This is a genomic window from Hyalangium sp., assembly GCF_035629615.1.
GTDB lineage: Bacteria > Myxococcota > Myxococcia > Myxococcales > Myxococcaceae > Hyalangium.
Genome location: NZ_DASPHO010000429.1, coordinates 1 through 24,502 on the forward strand (window position 1 = coordinate 1; position 24,502 = coordinate 24,502).

The window sequence follows — 24,502 nt, forward strand, 5'->3', positions numbered from 1 at the left end:
GGCCAGGAGGTCTGGCAGCAAGTCCATATTCGTCAAGGATTCTTGCTGCAGAAGCTCATGGATTTGCTCTCGACCCAGGTCCGCTTCGTCTGGGACGTTCAGTTTTGCGGCGGCATCGAGCAACTGGCGTGCGGTAACTCCTGCCCATTTTTCGACTACGGCGGTTCTCTTCTCTTCGAGAAGGGCTTGCTGGCACTCAGCCCAGAACCGCTCTCGTTCGCGCTGTCCTTCCTCGGAGCTTGCGCGGCGCAGGGCCTCCTCGGCTTGGAGGAGAGCGAGCTCAGCCGCTCGGGTCGAGCCTCTGGCTTCGGCGCCTTGTCGGAGCGCCGTCACCACATGCTCCAGTTCCTCCGCGCGGTACCAATATGCGAGGAAATCCACGAGCGGTTCGAGCACCGGGCGTCCCTTGCGGTATTGGTACCAGAGCCGGAACAGCCCCTCGCTCAGTTCGTAGAAGGTCCCTTTGCCTCCGGAACGAGCGACAGGGCGCACGTGCCCATCCTTCTCCAAGCGGTGGATGAGGGTAGAGAGCGTCCGCTCGGGGAGACGGCTGCGCTTTGCGATCTCCTTCATCGTCAGGTTGGTGGGTGCCAGGGCCATCGTCGTGACGATGGCCCGCTCACGAGCTGGCAACTGAGAGAGGCGCGCCTCGAAATAGGCCGTCTGGGCGTCGAGCAAGGCCCGCAGCTCCTGGACGAGTGAGCCAATGCCCGCGGCCTCCCGGATGGCGGTGAAGGCCATCACGATCGAGCGAGGCAGGCCGCCGGTCAGCCGATGGATGACTCGGAGCCGCAATCTCCCATCCTTCCCCTCAAGGAAGTTCTCCGAGCCTTCGCGCGGGTGTAGTTGAACGAGCTTGCGCAGGAGTTCCGCGGTCTCGGACTCTGTCAGGTGATCGAGGTCCCGTTCCTTCAGATGTGCATAGAGCGGTTCCTTCGGGTCGTTGAGCGGGTTGTTCAGGTAGTACGTGGGCGTGGTGCTGACGAAGAGGAAATGGCGGTTGTGCAGCAGCAGCGAGCGCAGCTGCCGGGTCTGCTCCTTGCGCTCCTTGGGGCCGAAGCTTCCCAGCAGTGCATCCAGGTTCTCCATCAGCACGAGCAGTACGCGCTGACGCCGGTCGGCCTCAGCCGAGAGTAGTTCAGCCAGCTCTAGGAAATAGCCCTCCTCGTCACCGACACCTTCGAGCTTGTCGAGCCGGGCCAGCAGGTCCGCGTCCTTCGTCTCTTCCGCCAGACGCTCGCCGATGGTCTTCAGCAGTGTGGCAGCGGAATAGACCTCGTATGTGTCCGCCTCTCCTAGCCACAGCGGGAGGTAGGCCTTGTTGAGCATGCCGTCCGTCTTCACCCGGTAGTGGATGACTCCGGCGAGGTGTGTCTTCCCCATCCCACGCTGCCCACGCAGTAGCCAGTGCTGGCGCGTCATCCCATCCGCTTGCTCGCGCAGGTTGCCGAGGAGCTCATCCAGCAGCGCGGTGCGGCCTGTCAGCAGCGCGTCGAGCTGCTCGGGTTGGGTGTCACGAGGATTGTAGAGGGAGGGACCTGCGCTCATCGTGTGCGCTCCTGCCAGTAGCGACGGAACAAGCGTGAAGCGAGCGTGAAGTCCTGCCCGTCCATGTGCACGGGCAGATGAGTCACGAGCCACTCGAAGGTGGATGCCTCTTTCGTGCCACCCAGCCTGGCCTTCACATCATCCAGCTTGAGTGTGCCGGCCTGGGCGAGCCGGTCGATCACTGCTTCCACCCGGTCGGCCCGCGTGGGCTCTTCCTCGGCGAACTGGTTGAGCTGGGCCTTCACTTCCGCGAAGACGGCAGGCATGCGCAGGTAGGTGGCCAGTGCGTCATCCAACTCCCTGGGTCCCAGCTTCCGCTCACGTGTCACCGAGGCTAGGTGGCTCAGGAAGCGCAAGGCAGGGTAGGGCATTGCGAGATCGAAGTTCTCGCGGAACCAGTCAAGATCCCCCGGCTCCAGCACGAGCCCCGTTCCCATCAGCACACGACGGAGCTGGATCTCCAACGTCCGCGCTGGAAGGGGGGGAAGCGGGAACGACGCGAGAGACCCAAAGAGTCCCGGGAGCGTCAAGTGCAGGGTGTTGCGAGCGAAGTGCATGAGGTTCGCCGAGCCCGCGACGATCACCGTTGCCTGGGTCTGCTCGACGGCGCTGCCCAGCACGGTGAGGAACGCCTTCGCGGGCTCGCGCTTCTTCAGGTGCTCCAAGAAGAAGACGAGCTCGTCGAGAATGAGGACCAGCCGCCGCTTCCGGCCTCCTGCGAGCGTTCTAAGCGCAGCGGGGAGCGCCACCTCCCAGCCCCGCTCGCGCACTTCACGCAGGGCTGCCGTGTGGGGCTTGCCAGTGGAGCGTGCCTGGAGCGCCGCGGTAAACCCCTCGGGTGAGCGGTGCTGTTCGCCATCAAGGAGCTCAACCCGGAAGCGCTCTCCCAGCGTCTCTGCCAGCCGGTACAGCAGCGAAGTCTTCCCTGAGCGGCGCGGCGCGAGGACGAGGGTGTGCTCGCGTCTCTCGATCCGTCCTTGTAGCTCGGCGAGCTCCGCCTCGCGTTCCAGGAAGTCCGGGCCCATGACCACGCTCCCCTCCATGCGCGTGGCGCTGGGGAAGCGAACCGACTCACCTCGCCGGAGCTGCACCAGCCCCGGTGCAAGCACCTCGCGGATGAGCTCGGACGCCAGGTCTCGGAACTCCCCAGCCTCCAGCCGGAAGACCTTTCCCGGATCAAGGCGTGGGTCGACTTGAGCAAGATCCAAGGTGCTCGCGGCCGCGGCCCACCGCAAGGTGGGACCCAGCTCTGGGCGAAGCGCCTCGTCCAGCCGCTGCAGAGGCTCGATGTCGCTGGCCCCCTCCACGAGGAACAAGAGGCTCGCGTTGCGGAGCCCCTCCACTTCGGGGAAGCAGGTCAGCAGCCGGCCGGTTCTGAGTCCTTCGCGACGCAGGCGCATGGTGTCTACCTCCTCCGAGGGGAGTGGCTCCGTGAACGCGACGAGGCATCCGCGGTGCGTTTGAGGTCATCAAAGAGGGAGTCAGCGATGTAGAGGGTCTCGCTGAGCGCGAAGCTCATCTCGCGATGACGCTCATGGAGCGACTGCCCGGTGCGCACGCGCTCGTAGACGAGGTGATGGTCCTTCTTGTCCCAGCCCTCCTGGAACGCGGTGACGATCTGCACCTCGATGCGGTACTGGCCCTGGCTCGGATCCCGAGGGGCGAACAACCCCTTGCGGCACCGCTCCCCGCTCTTGCGCTTCGGTGGACGCACGCGGATGAGGTCCTCGAAGCTGTTGTCGATGAGCCGGAAGCCTTCTGCGAGGTGCTGCTGCGCTGGGGAGAGTGAGCGTCGGCGGCTCGCGTCGTAGGTGATTTCGAGGCGATCGCACAGCAGCTCCACATCCGAGAGGAAGTTCGCGACGATGCGGAAGCGGCCCAGGTCCTTGAGGTCGGCCAGGTTGTGAAAGCTCTTGGGGGGCGCCTCGGTTCCGGCTTCATGCCACTCGCGCGCCATCTTCTCGAGGATGCTCTCCGGGCTCTTGCGCAGGTGGGCGGCGTCCACGCGGAAGAGGAACCGTCTCCGCTCGTGGACGGGGAGTCCTTGCTGGATCTCCGTCAGCAGGGGGCCCAGCTGAGCGATCAGCGCGAGCCCTACCGCCTCGTAAGGACGGGTCTGCTCTTCAATCCAGGCGAGCACCTCGGTCAGGCGCTCCTCGCGACTCCTCGGCTTTCCCTCGCGCCAGGACTCGAAGTGCTGGTCCAAGAGCCTTCGAGTGAAGGGCGCCAGCTCTCCCGTCATGAAGAATGGGCCTGCCATGCGTCCTCCAGATGCACAACAACCTAGTTATACAACAACCTAGTTGGCCAACAAGATAGTTGTGCAACTGGGTTGTTGTCAAAGTGGCTCGTGGAACTGTGAGGTACTGTGCGAGAAAGGTGCCAGCCAAGCACTGGCGGCACCCACTTCCCGTACTCGGAGGTCCTCCGCAGGGGAGGCAGGCACGCGGTGTCAAGACTGGGAGGGAGTAAGCTCCCGGGCCTCTTCCGCCATGAGACTCCCTGCCTACATCCTCCTGCCGATCGTCGGCGCCGTGGTGCTCGTCGTGACCGTGCTGGGCTCCTGGCTGTGGCCAGCGCCGACCGTGTCCTTGCCGAGCGTGCCTCCTCCGGTCCTCCCAGCGCCGGTTGCCGCGGAGGCTCCTCCTTCGCCCATGCCCAGGCCCGTGGCGCGGCCCTCCTCCAGCAAGCCGGTTCAACCGGTGAAGGAGCCGCCGAGCCCTGTGGCAATGCCTGCCGAGCCGGTGCAGCCAGCAGACGCGGTGCCCTCCCGGCCCCCAGACGCCCCCCGAGGATCCCAGATCACGGACCTGAGCGCGGAGCAGAGGAGCGAGATCAAGAGCAAGTTCTTCTCCATCAAAGATCGGAGTGCCGAGCTGGCGGAGCGGGGCGCGGCGGAGCTCGTGCGCCAGCGAGAGGAGGCCCGGGCTCGTGGCGACCAGGAAGAATTCCAGCGCCTGGACCAGATCATCCGCGCCCGCCAGGACCGGATGAACATGCTCCGCCAGCGAAGAACAGAGCTCGAGCCCGAGGAGCAGGCGGGCCCGCCCCTGCAGTGAGGTGGAGCCCACGGATTCCGTCGAGCTCCTCAGGGCCTGGCGTGTGCCTCCAGCCATTGGGAGGCTCTTTGGAAGAAGGCCTGCTGGGAGTTCTGCCGCCAGAACTCTCGCGTCCCGGTGGCCAGCCGGAGCGCGCGCTCTTCCCCGCGCGCTGGGCCTTCAACAGCTCGGCCACGCTGTCGCCCGTGAAGGGGAGGTGCCCGTAGAGCGCCTCATAGAGCGAGGCGCAGAAGGAGTAGAGGTCGCTGCGCGCGTCCGCTCGCCGGCCCTTCAGCACCTCGGGCGCCATATAGCGCGGCGTGCCCAGCCAGGTGCCCGGTACGGGAGGCTACCCGCTCTGTCCAGGAGCAGGCCGGGCTGCCAGCCCCTCGGCCAGGCGCGGGCGTGTCCACGAAGTGCCACGGGCCGCCCTCGCGAGCGGCCCCGGCCGGTGCGGCTAGCGCTTGAAGTGCGTCGCCACCACGCTGGCCACCGCGGCGGTGAGCTTCTTGCCGGTGGGGATGTGGAGGAACTCGTTGGGCCCATGCGCGTTGGAGCCCGGCCCGAGCACACCCGTGATCAGGAACTGGGCCTCCGGGAAGCGCTTGCCCAGCATCTCCATGAAGGGGATGGTGCCGCCCTCGCCCATGGCCATGGAAGGCTTGCCGAAGAAGGCCTGGCTGGCCTCCGCCGTGGCCTTCTCCAGCCACGGTGCCAGCGCTGGCGCGTCCCAGCCCGCGCTGGCCTTCTCGCCCTCGAAGGTCACCTTGGCGCCGTACGGGGGGTTGCTCTCCAGCGCCTCCTTGAGCGCCTTCGTGGCCGCCGTGGGATCCAGGCGCGGAGGGATGCGCATGCTCAGCTTCAGCGAGGTGAAGGGGCGCAGCACGTTGCCCGCACTCCCCAGCGCCGGCATGCCCTCCGAGCCGGTGATGGACAGCGCCGGGCGCCACGTCCGGTTCAGGATCAGCTCCGTGCCGTCGTTCGTCACCGGCCGAGCCCCTTCCACCCACGGGAAGCGGCTGTACACCTCCTGGCCCAGCACCTGCGCCACCGCCTTGGCCTGCTCCAGGCGGGCCGGGGGGATCTGCACGTGCAGGCCCTCGACGCGCACCCGGCCGGTGGCCACCTCATCCACGCGATCCAGGAGCTGACGCAGGATGCGGAACGAAGAGGGGACGATGCCGCTGGCGTCACCGGAGTGCACGCCCTCGGTGAGGATGTCCACGCGCAGGTTGCCCGAGATGAGTCCGCGCAGGCTCGTGGTCATCCACAGCTGCTCATAGTTGGCGCAGCCCGAGTCCAGGCACACCACCAGGGACGGCTGGCCAATGCGCGGCGCCAGCGCCTCGATGTAGGCCGGCAGATCGTACGAGCCGCTCTCCTCGCACGCCTCGATGATCACCACACAGCGGGAGTGGGGCAGCTTCTGCTCTTTCAGCAGGCGGAGGGCCGCCAGCGACGCAAAGGAAGAGTACCCGTCATCCGCGCCGCCGCGGCCAAAGAGCTTGTCACCCTCGCGCACCGGCTCCCAGGGGCTCAGCCCCTGCCGCCAGCCCGTCATCTCCGGCTGCTTGTCCAGGTGGCCGTAGAGCAGGACGGTGTCCTTCCCCTCGCCGGGGATCTCCATGAAGATGACCGGCGTGCGCGGCTCGCCCTTCTCGTTCTGCAGCCGCACCACCTCCACTTTGAGGCCCGGGATGTGGGCCGCCTGCGTCTGGGCCCAGTCGGCGATCAGCTTCACCGCCTGCTCCATGTGCCCCTTCTTTGCCCACTCAGGCTCGAAGGCCGGGGACTTGTTGGGGATGCGGATATAGCGCTCGAGCTGCGGGAGGATCTCCTTCTCCCAGATGCTCTCGGAGGAGGCCAAGGCAGTGGTGTGGTTCATGCGGCTTTATCCACTACGGACCCCCCCCGGATGCAAGGCCGAGTTGCTGTCCTGGAGGACAGGCGCCCCGCTGGCTGGCCACCCGTTTGACGCGCCATGCCGAGCCCGCCCACGAAGGCGAGACGCGGGGAGGAACCGCGATTGTTGGAACGCCAATAAATGAGGGAGCTTAGGGCGCCCGGGTCGCGTGGAGCCCTCTGTCGTGATGTGCTAGAGCCCATCCCCGTTTGCCGGGAGGAAGTATTATGCGCGAGTTACGGCTTGGGCTCCTGCAGAGCTGGCGGGTGTGGTCCTGCGCGGTGGCGTTGCTGGGGCTGGGGGCGACGAGCTGTGGCTCGGAGGAGGAGCCGCCGCCTCCAGGGCAGGTGGATGTGGAGGCTCCGAGCCGCATCGACGTCACGGGTGGGGTGCGGGCCGGGGCGTTCATCAGCGGGGAGACGACGCTGGATGCCGTGGCGGAAGACAACTCTGGCCGCGTGGCCAAGGTGTCCTTCTTCGTCGGCGGCGTGCTGGCCTGCGCGGATGGGACGGCACGGGACTCGGGCGCCACGTTCTCGTGCGTCTGGGATACGAGCAACACCCTTCCGGGGGACTATCAGCTCCTGGCCACGGCGCAGGACGCCGCGGGCAACACCAAGGCCTCCGTGCCCATCGCCTTCTCGGTGGGAGACGGCCTGCCGCCGACCATCTCCGGCTTGGGGGCGAACCCCACCTCCGTGAACGAAGGGCAGAACACGAGCCTCTCGGTGACCGCGAGCGATCCCAATGGAGACACGCTCACCTATGCGTGGAGCCAGGTGTCACCCGCCTCGCCCGCGGGCACGTTCACCAACGGGGGCACTGCGGCGCCGACGTGGACCGCGCCACTGCTGTCGGCAAACACGACCTTCACGCTGCGGGTGACGGTCTCGGACGGCCATGGGGGGACCGCGCAGCGCACGGTGGATCTGCAGGTGGTGAATGTCGCGTCCGCGAACCGTGCTCCCGTGGTGGATGCCGCCATCACCGCGCCGCCGACGGCGCTCGCCGGGGATACCGCCGCGCTCTCCATCGGGGCCACGGATCCGGATGGGGATCCGCTGACCTATTCGTGGCGGACCAGTCCCTCGGGCTCCGGCACTTTCAGCAACGAGGACACTGCCTCCGCCAGCTGGCGTTCCGGGGACACCGGGGCGGACACCAACCAGACCCTCCAGGTCACCGTGTCCGATGGAGTGGCTTCCGTCACGCGCTCGGTCACCGTGAGGGTCACCGTGCCCAGGTATGGCGCGGACATCCAGCCCATCTGGAACCAGGTGTGCACGAGCTGTCACGACAACACGTCTCCGAGCGGGGGGATGAACCTGCTGGCTGGGAGCTCTCACAGCAGCATGGTCGGAGTGAACGGCATCAACAGGTGCGGCGGGAGCTTCTCCATCCAGCGGGTGAGGGTGAATCAGCCCAACAGCTCCCTCCTGGTGCGGAAGATCGAGGGCAGCACCTGCGGCAACCGGATGCCCCGGAACGACACGGCCTACTTCGTCAACAACCCGGGGTTCATCACCCGCATCCGCTCCTGGATCCTCGGGGGCGCGCTCAACAACTGAGCGCTCAACTGAGCGCCTCTTCAGACGGGTGCTTCAGCAGGTAGTCGCCGTACTCCTCGCGCAGCTTCGTCTTGAGGAACTTGCCCGTGGACGTCCGAGGGATCTGCGGCACGAAGAGGTAGGCATCCGGGAGCCAGTACTTCGCGAAGTGTCTCTCCAGGTGTGTGGCCAGCTCCTCCTTCGTGGCGGACTGCCCCGGCTTGAACACCACCGCCGCCAGCGGGCGCTCGTCCCACTTGGGGTGGCGCCCCGCGAACACCGCAGCCTCGAGCACCGCCGGGTGCGCCATCAGCGCGTTCTCCAGCGCCACCGAGCTGATCCACTCCCCGCCTGACTTGATCACGTCCTTGGCGCGGTCCGTGATCCGCACGTAGCCGTCGCGATCGATGGTGACGACGTCGCCCGTCTTGAACCAGCCGTCCTTCGTGAAGCGATCCTTGCCCTCGTCGCCGTAGTAGGACGAGGCGACCCAGGGCCCACGCACCTCCAGCTCGCCCATCGTCTCCCCATCCCACGCGAGGATCTGCCCTGTGTCGCTCACGTGGCGCTGCTCGACGAAGGGCACCGGGAAGCCCTGGGAGGCGGACACCGCGAGCTTCGTCGCCGCGTCCGCGTCCGCATGGTGCCGCTTCAGCCGTGCGAGCGTTCCCACCGGGTTCAGCTCCGTCATGCCCCAGGCGTGCGTCACCTCCAGGCCGTGCCGCTTCAGGAAGCCGTCGATCATCGCGGGCGGAGCCGCCGAGCCACCGATGACCATGCTGCGGATGGAGCGCAGGTCCCACCGCTTGGGCTCTTGATCCAGCAGCGCCAGGATGCCCAGCCAGATGGTGGGCACTCCGCCCGCGAGGGTCACCTTCTCCTGCACCATCAGCTCCAGCAGCGAGGCCGGATCCAGGTGCGGCCCGGGTAAGACGATCTTCGCACCAGTGGCCACCGCGTCGAAGGGCAGGCCCCACGCAGCCGCGTGGAACATGGGCACCACGGGGAGCACCACGTCCTGCTCGCGCATACCGAGCACGTCCCCCATGCAGCAGGCCAGCGTGTGCAGCACGATGGAGCGGTGGCTGTAGAGGACACCCTTGGGGTTGCCAGTGGTGCCGGAGGTGTAGCAGAGCATCGCCCCAGCGCGCTCCTGCTGCTCGGGGAAGTCGAAGGTGTCCGGCTCGGGCGCCAGCAGCTGCTCGTAGTCGATCCGGCTGCTGGGGGCGGGGCCGTCATCCGGGACGACGATGACGCGCTCGATGGAGCGCACGGAGCCCTCGAACTTCTCGAAGAGCGGCAGCAGCGAGCGATCCACCACGAGGACGCGGTCCTCAGCGTGGCGGGCGATGTAGCCGAGATCGTTGGGGTGCAGGCGCAGGTTGAGCGTGTGGAGCACCGCGCCCATGGCGGGCACGGCGAAGTAGAGCTCCAGGTGCTGGTGGTGGTTCCAGCAGAGCGAGGCGACGCGGTCTCCCGGCTTCACCCCGAGCCGCCCCAGGGCGCTGGCGAGCCGGCCCGCGCGGCGGTGGAAGTCGGCGTAGGTGTAGCGATGGAGCGATCGGTCTGGCCGCCGGGTGACGATCTCGGAGCGGCCGTGGAAGGTCCGAGCCCTCTCCAGGAAGTGGGTGAGGGTGAGCGGGAAGTCCATCATCCGTCCGGTGAGCATGGGCGCAGTCCCCCGTAGTAGGCGTTAGGCGTGGCCGCGGCGGTCCAGGCCCCCGCGGTGGAGCCGCATGCTAGCGGATGTGCTGGGACGATGGCCCAGCCCGTGAGCGGCTACGGCTGCTGGCGCTCGAAGTGGTAGGCGCTCGTCCTGAAGAGGACACCCCCCGACTGGGTCCCGGTGATCCACAGATCGCCGGCCGGCGTGTCGAAGCCCTCTATCTGAAGGGCCGCGAAGCCAGGAGGAACGGGCAGGTGGACCACGCTCCACTCCCCCTGGTGCTTGCGCAGCACGTAGGAGGTCCCCAGGGTGACCCAGACGTCACTGCCATCCTGGCTGACCCAGAGGTCCTGCACCGCCGGAGAATGCCCATCGAGCTCGGGGACGGTGGCCTCGAACTGCCACCAGTCGCCTGGAATCCAGCGCAGCACGTCCAGGTTGGTGGCCGCGTAGAGGTGCTTCTCGCTCGGACCGGCGATGGCGGTGAGCGGGCCGAGCCCCATGCTCGAGGACGGAGTCCATGTGCCCAAGGAGTGGCGCAGCCCGAACGCCGCGAGCTGGTGGCTGTCGCTCCCCACGCCGATCCGGGGCGCGGAGGTGTCTCCCCACAAGGCCTGGAACTGCTCGCCCAGGCCTGAGGTGGTGGACTCCTGTGCCCACGCGCCACCCGTCCACCGCAGCACGCCACCGCCGCTGCTGGCCACCCAGGTCGAGTCCGTCCCGGTGTAGAGCGCGGGCGGCTGGATGGCGGCCCGTCCATTCGTCACGAAGCCGACGGGCGCCCAGCTCTGTCCATCGAATCGGAAGACAGGGGAGGGGCAAGGGAGGAGCGGGTTGCAGGGGCCGGAAGAGGGGGCCTCATTGATGGCCCAGACGTTGGTGGAGTCCGTGCCCTGGAGCCTGAAGGGCTGGAAGCCAGGGAGGTCCACGGTCGTGGCGGAGAAGCGGCCGTTGCTGAAGCGCACCACCTGGGCTGCCACCCCCGCCTCGGAGCGGGCCCGGGCGGCGAGGAAGACATCGTCGGGGCTGCTTCCCCAGAGTCCTTGGAGCTCGTAGGGGCCGTCGACAGTGTACTGGTGCCGCAGGCACAGGCCGTTGGCGCACTCGTTGATCTGGAGTCCCTCTGGGATGACGCCTGCGTCGACGTCCCCAATGGGGCACGCACCTCTGGTGAAAACACCGCCATCGCAGGTGTCGGGGATGCCGCTGTCGGGGATGCCGCTGTCGGGGATACCGCTGTCGGGGATACCGCTGTCGGGGATACCGCTGTCGGGGATACCGCTGTCGGGGATGCCGCTGTCGGGGATATCGGTGCCACCGTCGGGGATGTCGGGGCCGCCGTCGGTGGTGTCGACGGGGCCACTGTCGGGGGTGCCGCTGTCGGGGGTGCCGCTGTCAGGCGTGCCGCCACCGTCGTTGCCTGTGGGGCCGCCGTCCGGAGTGCCCGCGTCGGGCCGCCCCGCGTCATCAGGGAAACAGTCGCCGGCATCCACGCAGCCCGCGAAGGCCTCATCGAAGTCATGGCAACCGGCGCCAGCCATCAGGAGTGCCGCGACTCCCAGCACCCTCGCGCGCTTCAGGACAGTCGAAGTCACCATGGCAGTTCCCCGGCGAAGCCTAGAGAGACAGAGTTCGTGCCCACGGCCACCTGCGGCTCCACCGAGGCCGGGCTGCTGAACAGCGCCATGGCCCCTCCCGTTACCAGGAGCGTGGTGCCCAGACTCAGGCCGATCCGCGCCAGGTTCTGCTGGCTCTTGCCAGAGTCCCTGATCGCCCGGGCCTCTGAGATCGGTCGGGGATCCCCATCGGTCAGCTCCTTGTACTTCGCGTCCGAGCCGAGGAAGAAGAAGAGCCCCGTGCCCAGGGCCACACCGCCCGCGGCCACGGGAATCCACGCCCACTGGCGCACCGAGCTCACCTGACGCGGCTCACGCGAGACCGAGACGGCAGGTGCGGGAGGTGGGGAGGGCTCCGCGGTCCCTGGCTCCGGAGTGAACTCGGGAGGCAGTGTCTCGGCGACAGGGGGCTGCGTGGGCTGTGGCGTCGGAGATTCCACGCGGGGGCTCGAGACGGGCGTCTGAGGCGACGAGCTCCGGCCGAACTTCTTGTTGCCCGTGATCACCATGAGCCGCGCCGCCTTGGACATCTCGTCGAGGATCTTCTCGAAGCCCACCACCCGCTTGGTATAGGTGCGCAGGCGCTGGCCCGTGGTTGAGTCGAGCATGCGCAGGTTGAGCTGGAAGCGCTCGCCCGACAGACGCGCCACGTCTCCCGTCACCAGGGCGTCCACACCGAGCGAGCTGGCCAGCTCGGTGACGCACTTGCCTCCGGCGCAGCCCATGAGCTGCCGCTGGCGGTCCAGGCCCAGCATCACGGTCAGATCCTGGGCGCTCACCACCTGCGCTCCCTGATCGGAGAGCTCCTGCGCGAGGTGCTCGGTCAAGAAGGAGGAGCGCTGCGAATCCAGGTCGACGACGGATAGACCCGGGACGGCGAGCTTCAACGGCTCGCCCCAGCACAGCGCAGGCAGGAGGCACAACCACCACCAATGGCGCATGGGGTGGGGAACCTACTGCATCCCCGTTGCGGGGAGAATAGGGGGGACCTGGTAGGTGGACCTTGCCGCCCAACCTGAGGGCGTGCCTGTGGTGTAATCACCCCGTCTCTTATTGTCACAGGGAGGAAACGTGCTGCGACGGTCTGCTCGGTGGGTGCGCGCCTTTGTCGTGCACGGAGTCGTGCTCGGAGTCGTGCTCGGAGGGAGCGCGTGGGCTGTGGAGCCTGCCAATCCCACGCCTCAGGCGCTCCAGGGGCTGGACGCCCTGTACCCGGAGCTCGACGCGCTCTACCGCCACCTCCACCAGACCCCGGAGCTGTCCAACCAGGAGGAGAAGACGGCGGCGAAGATGGCCGAGCGGCTGCGCGCCCTGGGCTACGAGGTGACGCAGAAGGTGGGCGGGCATGGCGTGGTGGGCATTCTGCGCAACGGCAAGGGCCCCACGGTGATGCTGCGCACGGATCTGGACGGGCTGCCGGTGGAGGAGAAGACGGGGCTGCCCTACGCCAGCAAGGTGCAGGCGAAGGATCCCGCGGGGCTGAGCGTGCCGGTGATGCATGCCTGCGGGCATGACGTGCACATGACGGCCTGGGTGGGGGCGGCGACCCTGCTGGCCCGGTCCAAGGATCGGTGGCGGGGGACGGTGATGATGGTGGGGCAGCCGGCCGAGGAGGCCGGCGCAGGGGCGCGGGCGATGCTGGCGGATGGGCTCTTCCAGCGCTTCCCCAAGCCGGACTTCGCGCTCGCGGTGCACAACTACGCCAGCGCCGCAGCGGGGACAGTGGAGTACGTGTCCGGCTTCGCGCTGGCGAGCGTGGACTCGGTGGACCTCACCCTCTATGGCAAGGGCGGGCACGGGGCCTATCCGCACACCACGGTGGATCCCGTGCTGCTGGCGGCCCGGACGGTGCTGTCACTGCAGACGATCGTGAGTCGCGAGAAGAACCCGCTGGATCCCGCGGTGGTGACGGTGGGCTCCATCCACGGAGGGACGAAGCACAACATCATCCCGGATGAAGTGAAGCTCCAGCTCACCGTGCGCACCTACAAGCCCGAGGTCCGCAAGAAGATCCTCGAGGCCATCGAGCGCATCGCCAAGGGCGAGTCCCTGGCGGCCGGCTCGCCGCGTCCGCCCTCGATCGCCATCACCGAGGGCACACCGGCCACCTATAACGATCCGGAGCTGATGAAGCGGTGGGTGCCCGCGGTGGGCCGGGTGCTGGGAGCGCAGAACGTCCGTGAGGGCACTCCCACCATGGGTGGGGAGGACTTCTCTGAGTACGGCCGAGCGGGGGTGCCAGCGGTGATGCTGTGGATTGGCACGGTGGAGCCGGCGAGGCATCAGGCCGCGCAGAAGGCGGGCGAGACGCTGCCATCGCTGCACTCGGGCCTCTTTGCGCCGGATCGGGAGCGGACGCTGCGCACCGGGATCACCACGCTCGTGGCGGGCGCGCTGGAGCTGCTGGGCCGGCCCTGAGAGGGAGCAGGCGGGCGGGCCACTGGCTGGCCCTTGGGCTGCGAGCGTGGGAGGAGGCGCTCGTTGCTGTATGGTGGGAATGCCTCACCTTGTCGCGGACAACGCACGAGGAGGACGCGCATGGCCCAGGACGACGTCGAGACGCTCAATTCGTTCCTGCGGGGAGAGATCTCCGCGGTGGAGACGTACCGCCAGGCGATCGGCCGCATCTCGGACGATCGGCTTCGCTCGCAGCTGGAGGCCTGCCAGCAGGACCACGAGCAGCGTGTGGCGGCGATCCGTGAGCGCATCGAGAAGCTGGGGGGCAAGCCGGCCGAGGGCTCGGGGCCTTGGGGACTCTTTGCCAAGGCGGTGCAGGGGGGCGCCGATCTGATTGGAGAGAAGGCGGCCATCCAGGTGCTCGAGGAGGGTGAGGACCACGGCCTGGCGGACTACCAGCGGGACGTGGAGCAGGTGCACGGCGAGGCCCGCCGCTTCGTCCGCATGGAGCTGCTGCCCGCCCAGAAGCGCACGCATGAGCGCATGAGCCGGCTCAAGCGGACGCTGCACTAGCGCTGGGGCCGAGCGGGCCGAGAGCTGGGGTCCTCGGGGCGCCGTCACCCCATCAAATCCGTGTTGCTTGGTATGTTAAAAATCTCGGTCCGGGAGTGGTGAGGGGAAGGCGCTTATAGTTCGAGCATATGGGACGGCCTGTCGCGGACGAGTATCGGCTGCGCTTGGAGGGGCGGGCGGAGCTGCTGGAGTCCGCCCGGCTTCGCTACCGAGCCTTGCTGGAGGCGCTGGGCGCGAAGGGGTGGGAGGAGCGGCTGCGCAAGAGTGGAGCGCTGCTGAAGGAGACGCTGGGCGCGCAGGTGAAGGTGGACGAGGCGCTCGCCTCCGCGCTGCGCCGAGCCCAGGCCGAGGTGTGGCCCTCGTCCAGCCCGACGGTTCAGCTCCTGCGTGACGTGGAGGCGCTCCGGGAGAGGCTGGGGCAGACCGTGGCCCAGAGGCTCGCGCGGAGCCCCAAGGAGTCGCTCCGCGAGCTGCTAAGAGGACTGGAGGAGCAGGCGCTGACCGCTCCCCGAGAGATCCCTTTCGACCAGCGATGGGCCACGGCCTTGGAGCTGCTCCCGGAGGAGCTGCCCTTGCTCCGGGAGCTCTCCTCGTTTGGAAGACTCCTGGCGACGCTCTTCGCTCGGCCTTTTGATCCGGAGGAGCGACTGCCCTTCCGCGTCGACGAAGTGGCCGCACTGCGCCGCCAGTGGTCCAGCGGCGAGGTGGCGCTGGGGCAGGCGTGGTCCCGGCTCTCGGGGGTGGATCGGACAGGGGGGCTGGTGGCGGAGCTGCGCAAGCGCGCGGAGCGGGCTCCCCTCCATCCACCGCGCAACGGCCCTGAGCACCTGCTACACGCCGAGCACTGGCGCTCCGTGGCGCGCAAGCGGCTGGAGCTGCTGGTCCGGGTGCGGCTGAGCCCCGTCGAGCCCACCCCCTCCGAGTGCGTGAAAGTGGCGTGGTGGCTCTGTGCGCGCGAATTCACCCCGGAAGCCCGGCTGCCCGCCTTGGAGGTGGCGAGCGAGGCGCGCGCCGGCTTGATCGAGCTGGCCCACGAGCTTCGGCTGCTGATGCGCCCGGAGAGCTCCGAGGATCCGCTGCGCCTGGAGGATGAGGACTGGGAGCGCCTGCGGGAGCGTGCCCGCCGGGCCGATCTCACGAACCTGGGCGCGGATGCCGAGCGGGTCCGTGACGTGCTGCGGACGTTCATCTGGAAGCGGGGGATGGGAAACGCCGGCATGCGTGGCTGGAGAGAGCTGCCCTCCGGCCTGGAGGCGCTGGTGGAGCAGGCCTGGCAAGTTGATCGGTAGGGGAGGGGCCTAAAGCCGCGAAGTTCCTAGGGCTTTCCAGACGACGCAACTTCCCGGCGAGGGTCTCGAAAATCAAGAGCCTTTGCCTCAACCCACACTCACTGCCCCGTCGCTCCCCGACCGGCGACGAGGGCAGTGCTTTTTTGCGGGTCAGGGTGCGTCAGCGCGGAGGGGCCGCCGACTGCTTGACGCGGCGCCCCGGGATCGTGAGCCGTGCCAGCAGCAGCGCGGCCGCCGCGTTCCCTGCGAGCCAGATCACCGTATACGCGGGAGGAATCAGCGGGAGGCTGGTGCCTGCGAGCGCCCGAGCCGCGAGGTAGGCGCTGAAGCCCACCGCGAGCCCCGCCGCGAAGCGCCGCAGCGGCTGCACCGGGCCGGAGAGGATGGCCAGGAGCATGGGGATCACGGCGCTCAGGAAGATCGGCTGGGCGATGGGGAAGGAGAGGAAGCGGTGCCACTCGGGCATCGGCAGGGTGAGCACATCGAACGCGCCACCCGAGTGCCCTGTGAACCGGAACACGAAGACGCCGAGCGTGGAGACGAGGAACGGCAGCAGGAAGACCGGGTGGAGCAGGACGTTGAACATTCCCGGGCGGGACTGGGCGCCCATGGTCACCAGCGCAATCACCAGCAGGATCACCCCGAACACGGGCGGCTTCCAATCCAGGCTCTTGGACACCGCGGTGCTCGGCACCGGCGACGTGACGGCATCCTTCGCGGCCTTCGGCTCAGAGGGCTCCTTCGAGGGCTCCTTCGTAGGCTTCGGCGGGGTGGCAGACGGCGTGCGCGCGGGTTCGGCGTCCTCGCCCTCATCCGCGAGCTGCATTGCCTCGAGTGCCGATGGGAGCTTCTCCTGAGAGAGGTTCGCGGAGGCCTGATCCATCATCGAGTAGGGCACCTGGACGGCACCGGTCACTCGACCCTGCGCGTCGACCTCCAGCTTGGCGCGCTCCAGGGAGTCGCGCAGTGTCCGGATCTCGGGCTGTGAGGTCAGCGCCATCTGCAGGAGGGCCGTCTTTCGGAGAATCTCCAGCGTGGCGTGAAGCGCCTCGCCTTCCTCCTTGCTCCCGGTGAGGGCCATCGCACGCAGCTCGTACCCTTCCCGAGTCGAGTCGAGCGCCCCCAGGGCGGTCTGCAGCTTGAGATCTCCCGGACCCTGGGAGGCCAGGCGCGAGCCGGACACCGCTCCGCCCACCAGGCCATGCCTCCAGCCGATGTCGTCGAGGGCCTTCACGATCGGGCTGTTCGCCTCGAGGCCCTTGCCGTCCTGCTTGCGCGCGATCGCCAGCTCCAGCTCCGCGCGCTGGCCGACCAGCAGGTAGTTCCCATCGAGCGCCAGGTCCGCTGCCTGCGACTTCACCGCCGCGGGCACTCCGCCCAGCTCCGTGAGGGTGTAGCCCTCGGCCTGGAGGTACGGAGACAGCTTGCTCCAGTCGAACCGTCCGCGGACGACGGCGAGCCCTTCGGCTCCGGCGACGGCGTCCACGTCCTTGCTCACGTTGATGCCGGTCTTGTCGTAGAACTCGCGCCAGGTCTGCTCCATCTTGCGCTGCGGTTCCTCGGAGAGGCGGATGTCCAGCTCCGTCAGCTGGAGGACGAGCAGCTCGCGCGAGTCCGGCCTGAAGTAGGCCAGCAGCTTGGGGTCCTTGGGAATGAGCCGTGCCCCGCCGAACCCGCTGGGAATCAGGCGGTCGAGGTAGCCGAAGTGGTACGCCGCCCCGGCCCCCGCGGCCAGCAGCAGGACGACTACCAGCAGCTTCTTCATGACGACGGCTCCTTCGGTGGCGCTCGAGACACCCTCCAGCGACGAGGGAGGACCCGGCCTCGAGAACCGGGTCTGTTGCCCACCTTACGACGGAAAGGGAGATCCATTGCAGAACTCAGGAAGTCCCTGAAAGTGGACGCTTTCGAGCAGGGGTGCAACTTCCCGCCTGACGGGCGGGGCGCGGCACGTATCATCCGGCCTCGTGCCCCATCCGCTCGCTGGCAAGCCCCCGCCTGATTCCTTCCTGATCAACCCCGAGACGCTGCGCGCGCAGTACTCCTCGGAGCGCCCAGACGTCCGCGAGCCCGAGCAGCGCGTCGCCTTCGGCACCTCTGGCCACCGCGGCTCCGCGGCGCGCAGGAGCTTCAACGAGGCGCACATCCTCGCGGTGACGCAGGCCGTCTGCGAGTACCGCAAGCAGGAGCGCATCGACGGCCCGCTGTTCCTGGGCATGGACACGCATGCGCTCTCTGAGCCCGCGCAGCGCACGGCGCTGGAGGTGCTGGCCGCCCACGGGCTGGAGGTGCGCTACACGGACGGCGCCACGCCGACGCCAGTCATCTCCCACGCGATCCTCACCTACAACCGAGGGCGGAGCGCGGGACTGGCAGACGGAGTCGTCATCACGCCTTCGCACAACCCGCCCGAGGATGGCGGCATCAAGTACAACCCGCCCAACGGTGGCCCGGCGGACACGAAGATCACCTCCTGGATCGAGAAGCGTGCCAACGAGTTGCTAGGCGCCGGGAACGCGGGCGTGGCGCGCATCCCCTACGAGCGGGCCCGGTCCTCGCCGACCGTGCGCGCGTATGACTTCATCCGGCCGTACGTGGAGGATTTGGCTCAGGTGGTGGATCTGGAGGTCATCCGCGGGGCGAACCTGTCCATTGGGGCGGATCCGCTGGGCGGCTCGAACCTGGACTACTGGGCGCCCATCGCCGAGCGCTACGGGCTGAAGCTCCAGGTGGTCAACGCCACGGTGGATCCCACCTTCCGCTTCATGCCACTGGACCATGACGGGAAGATCCGCATGGACTGCTCGTCGCCGTACGCGATGGCGAACCTGGTGGCGCTCAAGGATCGCTACGACATCGCCTTTGGCAACGACACGGACTCGGACCGGCACGGCATCGTCACTCGCAGCGCGGGGTTGATGAACCCCAACCACTACCTGGCGGTGGCCATCTCCTACCTGTTCCGCAACCGCCCCGGGTGGAAGGCGGGAGCGGCGGTGGGCAAGACGCTGGTGAGCAGCAGCATGATCGACCGGGTGGCCGAGTCACTGGGCCGCCGCGTCGTCGAGGTGCCCGTGGGCTTCAAGTGGTTCGTGGACGGGCTGCTCGACGGCTCGCTGGGCTTCGGCGGCGAGGAGAGCGCGGGCGCCTCGTTCCTGCGCCGGGACGGCACGGTGTGGACCACGGACAAGGACGGCATCATCCTGGACCTGCTTGCGGTGGAGATCCTGGCGCGCACGGGCAAGGATCCGGGGGACCACTACAAGGACCTGACCGACAGGTTCGGGGCGCCGATGTACACGCGCATCGACCAGCCGGCCACTCCTGCGCAGAAGGCCGTGCTCAAGAAGCTCTCTCCGGAGGCGGTGCGAGCCACCTCGCTCGCGGGTGAGCCCATCCTCCAGCGCCTCACCCGGGCTCCGGGCAACAACGCGGAGCTCGGCGGCCTCAAGGTCGTGGCGGAAAACGGCTGGTTCGCGGCGCGGCCGTCCGGCACGGAGGATGTCTACAAGATCTACGCGGAGAGCTTCCGCAGCCAGGCGCACCTGGACGCGCTGGTGGATGAGGCGCGCGCCATCGTGAGCGAGGCGTTCTCGCGGGCGTAGGTGCCACGACATGGCCATCACGGTTCGCCCTGCGAGGGCCTCGGATGCGGACGCGCTGGGCCGGATGGGGGCCGAGCTCGTTCGCCAGCACCACGGCTTCGACCCGGAGCGGTTCATGCTCCCCGACGATGTCGAGTCCGGCTACCGCTGGTGGCTGAGCAAGGAGCTGAAGGCGAAGGAAGCGGTGGTGCTCGTCGCGGAGCGGGCGGGCGAGGTGATCGGCTATGTGTACGGTCGCGTCGAGGAGCGCGACTGGGCCGTGCTGCGGGATCGCTGCGGTGGGTTCCACGACATCTGGGTGGACGAGGCGGCGCGTGGCACGGGGGCGGGCCGGCAGCTGGCCGAGGCGCTGGTGCAGCGGTTCGCCGAGCTGGGCGTGCCCCGCGTCATCCTCATGACCGCGGCGAAGAACGAAGGTGCCCAGCGGTTCTTCGCGCGGCTTGGCTGGCGTACCACGATGGTGGAGATGACGCGCGAGATCCCGGAGCCAGGGAGCCGCTGATGCCAATCCTCCACTCTACGGCCTGGCTGCCCACAGCCGTTTCGCGTGTGCCCCGGCGGCAGGGTCTGGCCGAGCCTGTCCACTTGTCTGACAGGTTGGCCTGGCTCGTCCTGGCAGAGGGCCTGATGGCGGCTCCCCTGTTATGAGCGCTGTGCTGAGGCCAGCCTGGGCAGACCCTGTGATGCCAGGAAGGGGAGTGCTCAGCGCCTCTGGCGGTGGGTGCTCTCTGGGGAGGGAGCAGACGGAGGCGACGCCGGCCGTTCCTGGAGCCATGCGTCGATCTCCGCCACCTGCTGGGGTTTCTCCAGCTTTGTGTAGCGCTCCCGGGCGCGCAGTGCCTCCTCGCGGGCGTGCTGGGGCTTCTTCCCTGTGGCCCAGAGCGCCTGAGCCAGGAGGAAGCCAGTCTCCGCGAGCGCCTCGGGCTCGGCGTCCTCGTAGCTCAGTGCCTGCCTCAGGTAGGTGATGGCCTGGCCAGCTTCCCCCCGCGCCAGCAGCACCTTGCCCAGGCCGTCATAGGAGTAGGTCAGGTCCGGGTGTTCCTGGCCCAGCTTCTCGCGCTTGATGTCCACGGCCTTGCCAAAGGCCTTCAGGGCCTCCTCATAGCGCTTGAGGGCAAAGAGGCACTCTCCCAGCTCATCATACGCATCTGCCACCGCCGGATGGTCTGGCCCCAGGGTGGCCTCGCGAACCTGGAGCGCTGCCTCGGCGTGCGTCAGAGCTTGGGTCGCCAGGCCGCTCTCGCGGTAGGCGGTGGCGAGCATCACGTGGCGCGAGCCCATCTCGGGGTGCTGTGGGCCCTTGGCCGCCTCCGTCTGCATGAGCGCTTCGGTGAGCATCTGGATGGCGCGCGCATGCTGCCCCTGGCGGAGGGCCGCCAGTCCCAGGCCGTAGCTCACCTTCGCCTGCTTCGGGTGGTCTGGCCCCAGGGTGTCGCGTTGCAGCGCGCGGGCCTTGTCGAAGAAGTCCCAAGCCTTCTGGTAGCGCCCTCGCAGCAGCGCGACGTTCCCCAGGTTGCCCATCAGATCGCTCTCCAGCGACGACTCACCGCCCATGCGGTTGAGGATCGCCACCGCCACCTCACCCCACCGCTGCGCCTGCTCCGGGTGCCCATTGCTGGCCAGCGTGACGATGAGCTTGATGAGCACCTCCAGCCTCGTCCGGTCGGACCGGCTCGACTCGGCGTCATCGAAGGCCAGCTCGAGCTGGCGGAGGCCCGCGTCCACATCCCCCGTCTGCTGCAGGAGCCAGCCAAGGTGGTAGCGCAGCTCGGCCTGGAGCGGCAGATAGGAGGTGGCCGCCACCTGGGACTCGAGCTGACGCGCCAGCTCCAGCGCGGCCTTGTAGCGGCCCGCATCGTGGAGCGCCTTGAGCCAGGCGATCTGTGCGCCGAGCTGCTCGATGGTGGCGCGGCGAGCGGGATCCGCCGGAAGCGGCGCCTGATCGGGCAGGGAGTCGATGTCCTGGCAAGGCTCCAGGGAGGGCAGGGCGGCGGCGGCATCCACCGAGCGCTCCACCACCTTGGCGTCCGCCTCGGCCAGCAGGCCCACCAGCGCCCCCAGGTTCTTGCGGCGCCGCTCCAGGCACACCATGCGCAGCGACAGCAGGTCTTCCGTCTGCTCGCCCCGCACGCGCGTGGCCTCGCAGGCCTCGGTGTGCATGCGGGTCCAGCCGCTCGCGTACGCGCCCAGCAGCTCGACGACCCGGCGGGAGCTCTGCTCCGCGAAGGGAGTGCCCGTCGTGGTGAAGGCGGCCTCCAGCTTCTGGCGCGCCGTGGGGCTCCACACCGAGGCCATGAGCGGCTCGGCTCCCCGGCACACCTGGCTCTGGTGGCGCACGTACAAGCCGCCGCCGAGCACGGACAAGACCGCCACCGTCACCGCCACCCCCCATCGGCGCCGCGCCCGCCGGTGCTGCTGGGAGAGCGCATCCAGCAGAGCCTTCATGGAGGGGAAGCGGTGATCCGGGTTGAGCGAGAGTCCGCGCAGCACGGTGCGCCGTACCCAGGTAGGGACGCGCGAGTCTCGCGGCGGCTCCTCGGCGGCGCTGCCCTGGGGCAGCCTGCGCCCGAACTCTTGCAGGTCCTGGCCGCCCTGAAGACCCTTGCGAGCCTCCAAGGCGAGCTGGGTGATGCGCTTGGGCTCGAAGGGTCGCTGTCCGTAGAGCGCCCAGTACAGCGAGGCGCAGAAGCTGAACTGATCCAGACGCGTATCCCCCAGGTTGGCCACGTACTGCTCCGGAGGCATGTACTGGGGGGTGCCCAGGATGACCCCTGCCGCCGTCAGCTCCGTGGAGAGTCCCACGCCGGAGCGCTCGCCGAGCAGCTCCTCCCCGCTGGCGACAGCCTCCTCTCGCTGAGAAGCCTCCGCCAGCCGGGCCAGGCCGAAGTCCATGACGCACACGCGCCCGTCGTCGCTCACGAGCACGTTGGCCGGCTTGAAGTCCCGGTGCACCAACCCCGCCCGGTGCGCGGCCACGAGGCCCCGTCCTGCTTCCAGGAAGACCTCGAGCACCTCCTGCCAGGAGTGCTGCTCCTTGTGGATCCAGTCGCGCAGGTTGCGCCCCTGGATGAACTCCATGGTGATGAAGACGTGGGAGGCGAAGGTGCCCACGTCATGGACGGCGATGACGTTGGGGTGGGTGATGCGGGCCATGGCCTGCGCCTCGCGCAGTAGCCGGGCCCGACCTTCGGAGCTGTCGCCCCCCCCGTTGTCCGGGCGCAGCAGCTTGAGCGCCACCTTGCGATCCAGCTCCGGATCATAGGCGGCGTAGACCACGCCCATACCGCCCTCGCCCACGGACTTGAGGATGACGTAGCGCTCGACGCGGGTGCCTTGCTCCAGCTTGCGTGTGTCCTGAGGCGGATCGACGTCCAGGGTCTGCTCGGTCATGAGCGACCGGGCCGTGCCTGGCACGGGTGAATCGAGGGTGTGTGTACCTCCGCCCGCGGCCTCAGCCCCGGCCGAGGACTTGGGCGGCGTTCCATCCGGGGGCGAGCCAGCCATGCCGTGGGTATACCCGCTGGAGTCACGTCGAGTCACGAGGGCCTGCCCCAGGTGCCGACACTACATGGGGTCGACCCAGGTCTTCTTGCCGATGCCCGGGTCCCGCAACTCCTGCTGCTCGAACAGCATCATCACCAGGTGGTCCTGGGGAGCCAGGCTGGACTCGAGCCGCTCCAGGAGCGCGTCCACCGTGGGGTCCTGGTTCTGCTTGCGCTGCCTCAGCTCCTGGACGAACTCGGCGGGGGAGGTGCCCCTGGGGGTGACCGGGAGGAGGCTCAGCAGGGATCGCTGCTTGCCCTGCTCACCGTAGTCGATGTTGAGGGCCACGACGTTCCGCCACTCGGAGCCGCTCATGGGCGCTCGCGTCCCCGAGCTGGCGTCCTGCTGGAAGTCCGTGTTGACTCCGTTGAAGGCCGCTGCCGAGACGGAGAAGGCCGAGGGATCCAGCTGCGACAGGTCCGCGGCGCCCGCGACGGTGCGCGGCTTCTGGGGGGAGGGGGAACCCTCGAAGGAGTCAGCGGGCGGCGTGGGAGCAGGCTTGGGAGTTCGCAGGAGGGACGCGAGCAGCTGCGAGCCCGTGTTCGTCCTGGCGGAGCTTCGAGGCCCGGCGACGGGCAGCAGCAGGCCGCCGTCCGGCGGGGCGCCGTGGACCGCCTTCCGGAGCTGCTCCGGGGTGACGACCGAGCTCCCGGAGGACATCGGGTCCGAGATGACGTAGTTGCCCTGGGCGTTGACTCCCCGGATGAGGACGTAGTGCGCGCTGGCGTCCTTCGTGTCTGCGCCCGTCAGCGCGACCTGGGCGATGAGCTTGTGGCCCTGCTCCAGGTGCTCCTGCACCGCCGCGTCGCTGTAGTTGCCCGCGAGCGCCTTGCCGGCAATGGGCAGCTCCGCGCGGGCGAGCATCCTCGCCAGGCCCTGGGGCGTGCTCCCGTCCTGGGTGACGAGCCCCTTGCCGAGCTCGGTGATGAGCTGGGCGTCGCTCAGCTCGCTCTTCTTCCCTGCACCGCGGGCCAGCATCGCCACCACCGCGGGAGCGCAGTTGTAGGCTCCATTGGCGTAGCCCTGTTCGGCGCCGCGCGGTTGGAGCTGCTGGACGTGGGGAATGGACTGCCAGCCTCCAGAGCGGGGCTCCGCCTGGGGGACCTGAACCATCGGCACTTCGCTCGAGGACGGGGTACGGATGCTCATGGTCGGCCTGGCTCCCAGAGAGTGAACGCGGGAAAGACGCGTTTCTCCTGTTGCGAGCGGTGTGCCAGCCAGCGCACCCAGCGCACACCTCCGGCCGCTGTCGTTTCAGGTGGTTACAGTGAGAACCCGGAGCCTGGAGTGGTAACGGCAGTTGCCAGCGGTAACAGTCCTGATCAGGGCCGGAAGGGGGCGCTGGTCACAGGTGTTACCAGCTGCGCCTCACTCTGGCTCGTCGGAGGCATGCAGCCCGTGCTTCTTCAGCAGCTTGCGTACGTAGAGCCGGGCGATGCCGGCCTCGCGGGCGGCTCGGGAGATGTTGCCCTCGCACCGCTCGATCAAGCTCTTGAGGTAGTCGCGCTCGAAGCCCTCGACGAGCCGCTCCTTGGCCTCCTTGAAGGGCAGCTCCAGCTCCAGCGTGGCAGTGGGGGCGCTTGCAGGACGTGGCTTGTCCACGGGAGTGGGCGCCACCTCCGGCAGCACCTCTTCACCCAGGTTCACCACGCGCTCCACCACGTTGCGCAGCTCGCGCACGTTGCCGGGCCACGGGTACTGCGCCAGCAGCGCGCGCGTCTGATCCGACAGCGTGCTCGGCGGCCGTCCCATCCGCTGCAGCACGGTGTCCACCAGC

General features: G+C 68.5%; 19 protein-coding genes. 7 read left to right on the plus strand and 12 right to left on the minus strand.

From position 1 onward, the window contains the following. The 3 genes from VD972_RS21940 to VD972_RS21950 all read right to left on the minus strand — a co-directional run. The coding region (locus VD972_RS21940; RefSeq protein ID WP_324990035.1) for an ATP-binding protein at positions 1–1,548 on the minus strand (1,548 nt) is incomplete at its 3' end. Continuing rightward, the gene (locus tag VD972_RS21945; RefSeq protein WP_324990037.1) at positions 1,545–2,948 is read right to left on the minus strand and encodes a hypothetical protein; all 1,404 of its coding nucleotides are present in this window, start codon (positions 2,946–2,948) and stop codon (positions 1,545–1,547) included. The genes VD972_RS21945 and VD972_RS21940, both read right to left, overlap by 4 nt. A gap of 5 nt (positions 2,949–2,953) precedes the next feature. After that, positions 2,954–3,808 carry a RelA/SpoT domain-containing protein gene (locus tag VD972_RS21950; RefSeq protein WP_324990039.1) on the minus strand — a complete coding sequence of 285 codons (855 nt, stop codon included), beginning with the start codon at positions 3,806–3,808 and terminating at the stop codon, positions 2,954–2,956. A 232-nt stretch (positions 3,809–4,040) separates the two neighbouring features. On the opposite strand from VD972_RS21950, the gene VD972_RS21955 reads away from it, so the two are divergent. Further along, on the plus strand, positions 4,041–4,607 hold the full coding sequence (locus VD972_RS21955) for a hypothetical protein (protein WP_324990040.1): 567 nt from the start codon (positions 4,041–4,043) through the stop codon (positions 4,605–4,607). On the opposite strand, the gene VD972_RS21960 is transcribed toward VD972_RS21955, so the two are convergent. Together VD972_RS21960 and VD972_RS21965 are read right to left on the minus strand one after the other, a co-directional pair. Continuing rightward, positions 4,516–4,896 (minus strand): hypothetical protein, encoded by a 381-nt coding sequence (locus VD972_RS21960; RefSeq protein ID WP_324990041.1) that lies wholly within the window; start codon positions 4,894–4,896, stop codon positions 4,516–4,518. The two genes, VD972_RS21955 and VD972_RS21960, sit on opposite strands and share 92 nt — an antisense overlap. Positions 4,897–5,043: 147 nt before the next feature. Beyond that, positions 5,044–6,471 (minus strand): M20 family metallopeptidase, encoded by a 1,428-nt coding sequence (locus VD972_RS21965; protein ID WP_324990043.1) that lies wholly within the window; start codon positions 6,469–6,471, stop codon positions 5,044–5,046. A 245-nt stretch (positions 6,472–6,716) separates the two neighbouring features. Between VD972_RS21965 and VD972_RS21970 the strand changes: the two genes are divergently transcribed. Continuing rightward, the gene (locus tag VD972_RS21970) at positions 6,717–8,057 is read left to right on the plus strand and encodes an Ig-like domain-containing protein (protein ID WP_324990045.1); all 1,341 of its coding nucleotides are present in this window, start codon (positions 6,717–6,719) and stop codon (positions 8,055–8,057) included. Positions 8,058–8,061: 4 nt separating this feature from the next. On the opposite strand, the gene VD972_RS21975 is transcribed toward VD972_RS21970, so the two are convergent. The 3 genes from VD972_RS21975 to VD972_RS21985 form a co-directional block, all read right to left on the minus strand. After that, the gene (locus VD972_RS21975) at positions 8,062–9,705 is read right to left on the minus strand and encodes a long-chain fatty acid--CoA ligase (RefSeq protein ID WP_324990047.1); all 1,644 of its coding nucleotides are present in this window, start codon (positions 9,703–9,705) and stop codon (positions 8,062–8,064) included. A gap of 110 nt (positions 9,706–9,815) precedes the next feature. Continuing rightward, positions 9,816–11,300 (minus strand): hypothetical protein, encoded by a 1,485-nt coding sequence (locus VD972_RS21980; protein ID WP_324990049.1) that lies wholly within the window; start codon positions 11,298–11,300, stop codon positions 9,816–9,818. Continuing rightward, the gene (locus VD972_RS21985; RefSeq protein WP_324990051.1) at positions 11,294–12,205 is read right to left on the minus strand and encodes a DUF2380 domain-containing protein; all 912 of its coding nucleotides are present in this window, start codon (positions 12,203–12,205) and stop codon (positions 11,294–11,296) included. The genes VD972_RS21980 and VD972_RS21985 overlap by 7 nt, the downstream gene beginning before the upstream one ends. A gap of 247 nt (positions 12,206–12,452) precedes the next feature. Between VD972_RS21985 and VD972_RS21990 the strand changes: the two genes are divergently transcribed. The 3 genes from VD972_RS21990 (at position 12,453) to VD972_RS22000 (ending at position 15,577) form a co-directional block, all read left to right on the plus strand. Then, positions 12,453–13,736: an amidohydrolase gene (locus tag VD972_RS21990; protein ID WP_324990069.1), complete on the plus strand. Its 1,284-nt coding sequence runs from the start codon at positions 12,453–12,455 to the stop codon at positions 13,734–13,736. 120 nt (positions 13,737–13,856) lie between these two features. Continuing rightward, the gene (locus VD972_RS21995; RefSeq protein WP_324990053.1) at positions 13,857–14,288 is read left to right on the plus strand and encodes a DUF2383 domain-containing protein; all 432 of its coding nucleotides are present in this window, start codon (positions 13,857–13,859) and stop codon (positions 14,286–14,288) included. Positions 14,289–14,416: 128 nt separating this feature from the next. Then, positions 14,417–15,577: a hypothetical protein gene (locus VD972_RS22000; RefSeq protein WP_324990055.1), complete on the plus strand. Its 1,161-nt coding sequence runs from the start codon at positions 14,417–14,419 to the stop codon at positions 15,575–15,577. 160 nt (positions 15,578–15,737) lie between these two features. Here the strand turns inward: VD972_RS22000 and VD972_RS22005 are convergent, their stop codons facing one another. After that, on the minus strand, positions 15,738–17,342 hold the full coding sequence (locus VD972_RS22005) for a hypothetical protein (RefSeq protein ID WP_324990057.1): 1,605 nt from the start codon (positions 17,340–17,342) through the stop codon (positions 15,738–15,740). A 202-nt stretch (positions 17,343–17,544) separates the two neighbouring features. On the opposite strand from VD972_RS22005, the gene pgm reads away from it, so the two are divergent. Both pgm and VD972_RS22015 read left to right on the plus strand, forming a co-directional pair. Then, positions 17,545–19,182: a phosphoglucomutase (alpha-D-glucose-1,6-bisphosphate-dependent) gene (gene pgm, locus VD972_RS22010; protein WP_324990059.1), complete on the plus strand. Its 1,638-nt coding sequence runs from the start codon at positions 17,545–17,547 to the stop codon at positions 19,180–19,182. Between the two features lie 10 nt (positions 19,183–19,192). After that, positions 19,193–19,684, plus strand: coding sequence for a GNAT family N-acetyltransferase (locus VD972_RS22015; protein WP_324990061.1), 492 nt, complete (start codon positions 19,193–19,195; stop codon positions 19,682–19,684). 200 nt (positions 19,685–19,884) lie between these two features. On the opposite strand, the gene VD972_RS22020 is transcribed toward VD972_RS22015, so the two are convergent. The 3 genes from VD972_RS22020 to VD972_RS22030 form a co-directional block, all read right to left on the minus strand. Continuing rightward, entirely contained in the window at positions 19,885–22,722 is a 2,838-nt protein-coding gene (locus tag VD972_RS22020; protein ID WP_324990063.1) for a serine/threonine-protein kinase, read from the minus strand. 24 nt (positions 22,723–22,746) lie between these two features. After that, positions 22,747–23,874, minus strand: a complete 1,128-nt coding sequence (locus tag VD972_RS22025) for a C39 family peptidase (protein ID WP_324990065.1) — start codon at positions 23,872–23,874, stop codon at positions 22,747–22,749. A 219-nt stretch (positions 23,875–24,093) separates the two neighbouring features. Further along, positions 24,094–24,502 (minus strand): helix-turn-helix domain-containing protein (locus VD972_RS22030; protein ID WP_324990067.1); only part of this gene is annotated, 409 nt, incomplete at its 5' end.

Excerpts from the sequence above, each read along its gene's own strand:
- VD972_RS21945 (WP_324990037.1), bottom strand. The coding sequence starts at position 2,948 with ATGCGCCTGCGTCGCGAAGGACTCAGAACCGGCCGGCTGCTGACCTGC.
- VD972_RS21950 (WP_324990039.1), bottom strand. The coding sequence starts at position 3,808 with ATGGCAGGCCCATTCTTCATGACGGGAGAGCTGGCGCCCTTCACTCGA.
- VD972_RS21955 (WP_324990040.1), top strand. The coding sequence starts at position 4,041 with ATGAGACTCCCTGCCTACATCCTCCTGCCGATCGTCGGCGCCGTGGTG.
- VD972_RS21960 (WP_324990041.1), bottom strand. The coding sequence starts at position 4,896 with ATGGCGCCCGAGGTGCTGAAGGGCCGGCGAGCGGACGCGCGCAGCGAC.
- VD972_RS21965 (WP_324990043.1), bottom strand. The coding sequence starts at position 6,471 with ATGAACCACACCACTGCCTTGGCCTCCTCCGAGAGCATCTGGGAGAAG.
- VD972_RS21970 (WP_324990045.1), top strand. The coding sequence starts at position 6,717 with ATGCGCGAGTTACGGCTTGGGCTCCTGCAGAGCTGGCGGGTGTGGTCC.
- VD972_RS21975 (WP_324990047.1), bottom strand. The coding sequence starts at position 9,705 with ATGCTCACCGGACGGATGATGGACTTCCCGCTCACCCTCACCCACTTC.
- VD972_RS21980 (WP_324990049.1), bottom strand. The coding sequence starts at position 11,300 with ATGGTGACTTCGACTGTCCTGAAGCGCGCGAGGGTGCTGGGAGTCGCG.
- VD972_RS21995 (WP_324990053.1), top strand. The coding sequence starts at position 13,857 with ATGGCCCAGGACGACGTCGAGACGCTCAATTCGTTCCTGCGGGGAGAG.
- VD972_RS22000 (WP_324990055.1), top strand. The coding sequence starts at position 14,417 with ATGGGACGGCCTGTCGCGGACGAGTATCGGCTGCGCTTGGAGGGGCGG.
- VD972_RS22005 (WP_324990057.1), bottom strand. The coding sequence starts at position 17,342 with ATGAAGAAGCTGCTGGTAGTCGTCCTGCTGCTGGCCGCGGGGGCCGGG.
- VD972_RS22015 (WP_324990061.1), top strand. The coding sequence starts at position 19,193 with ATGGCCATCACGGTTCGCCCTGCGAGGGCCTCGGATGCGGACGCGCTG.
- VD972_RS22025 (WP_324990065.1), bottom strand. The coding sequence starts at position 23,874 with ATGAGCATCCGTACCCCGTCCTCGAGCGAAGTGCCGATGGTTCAGGTC.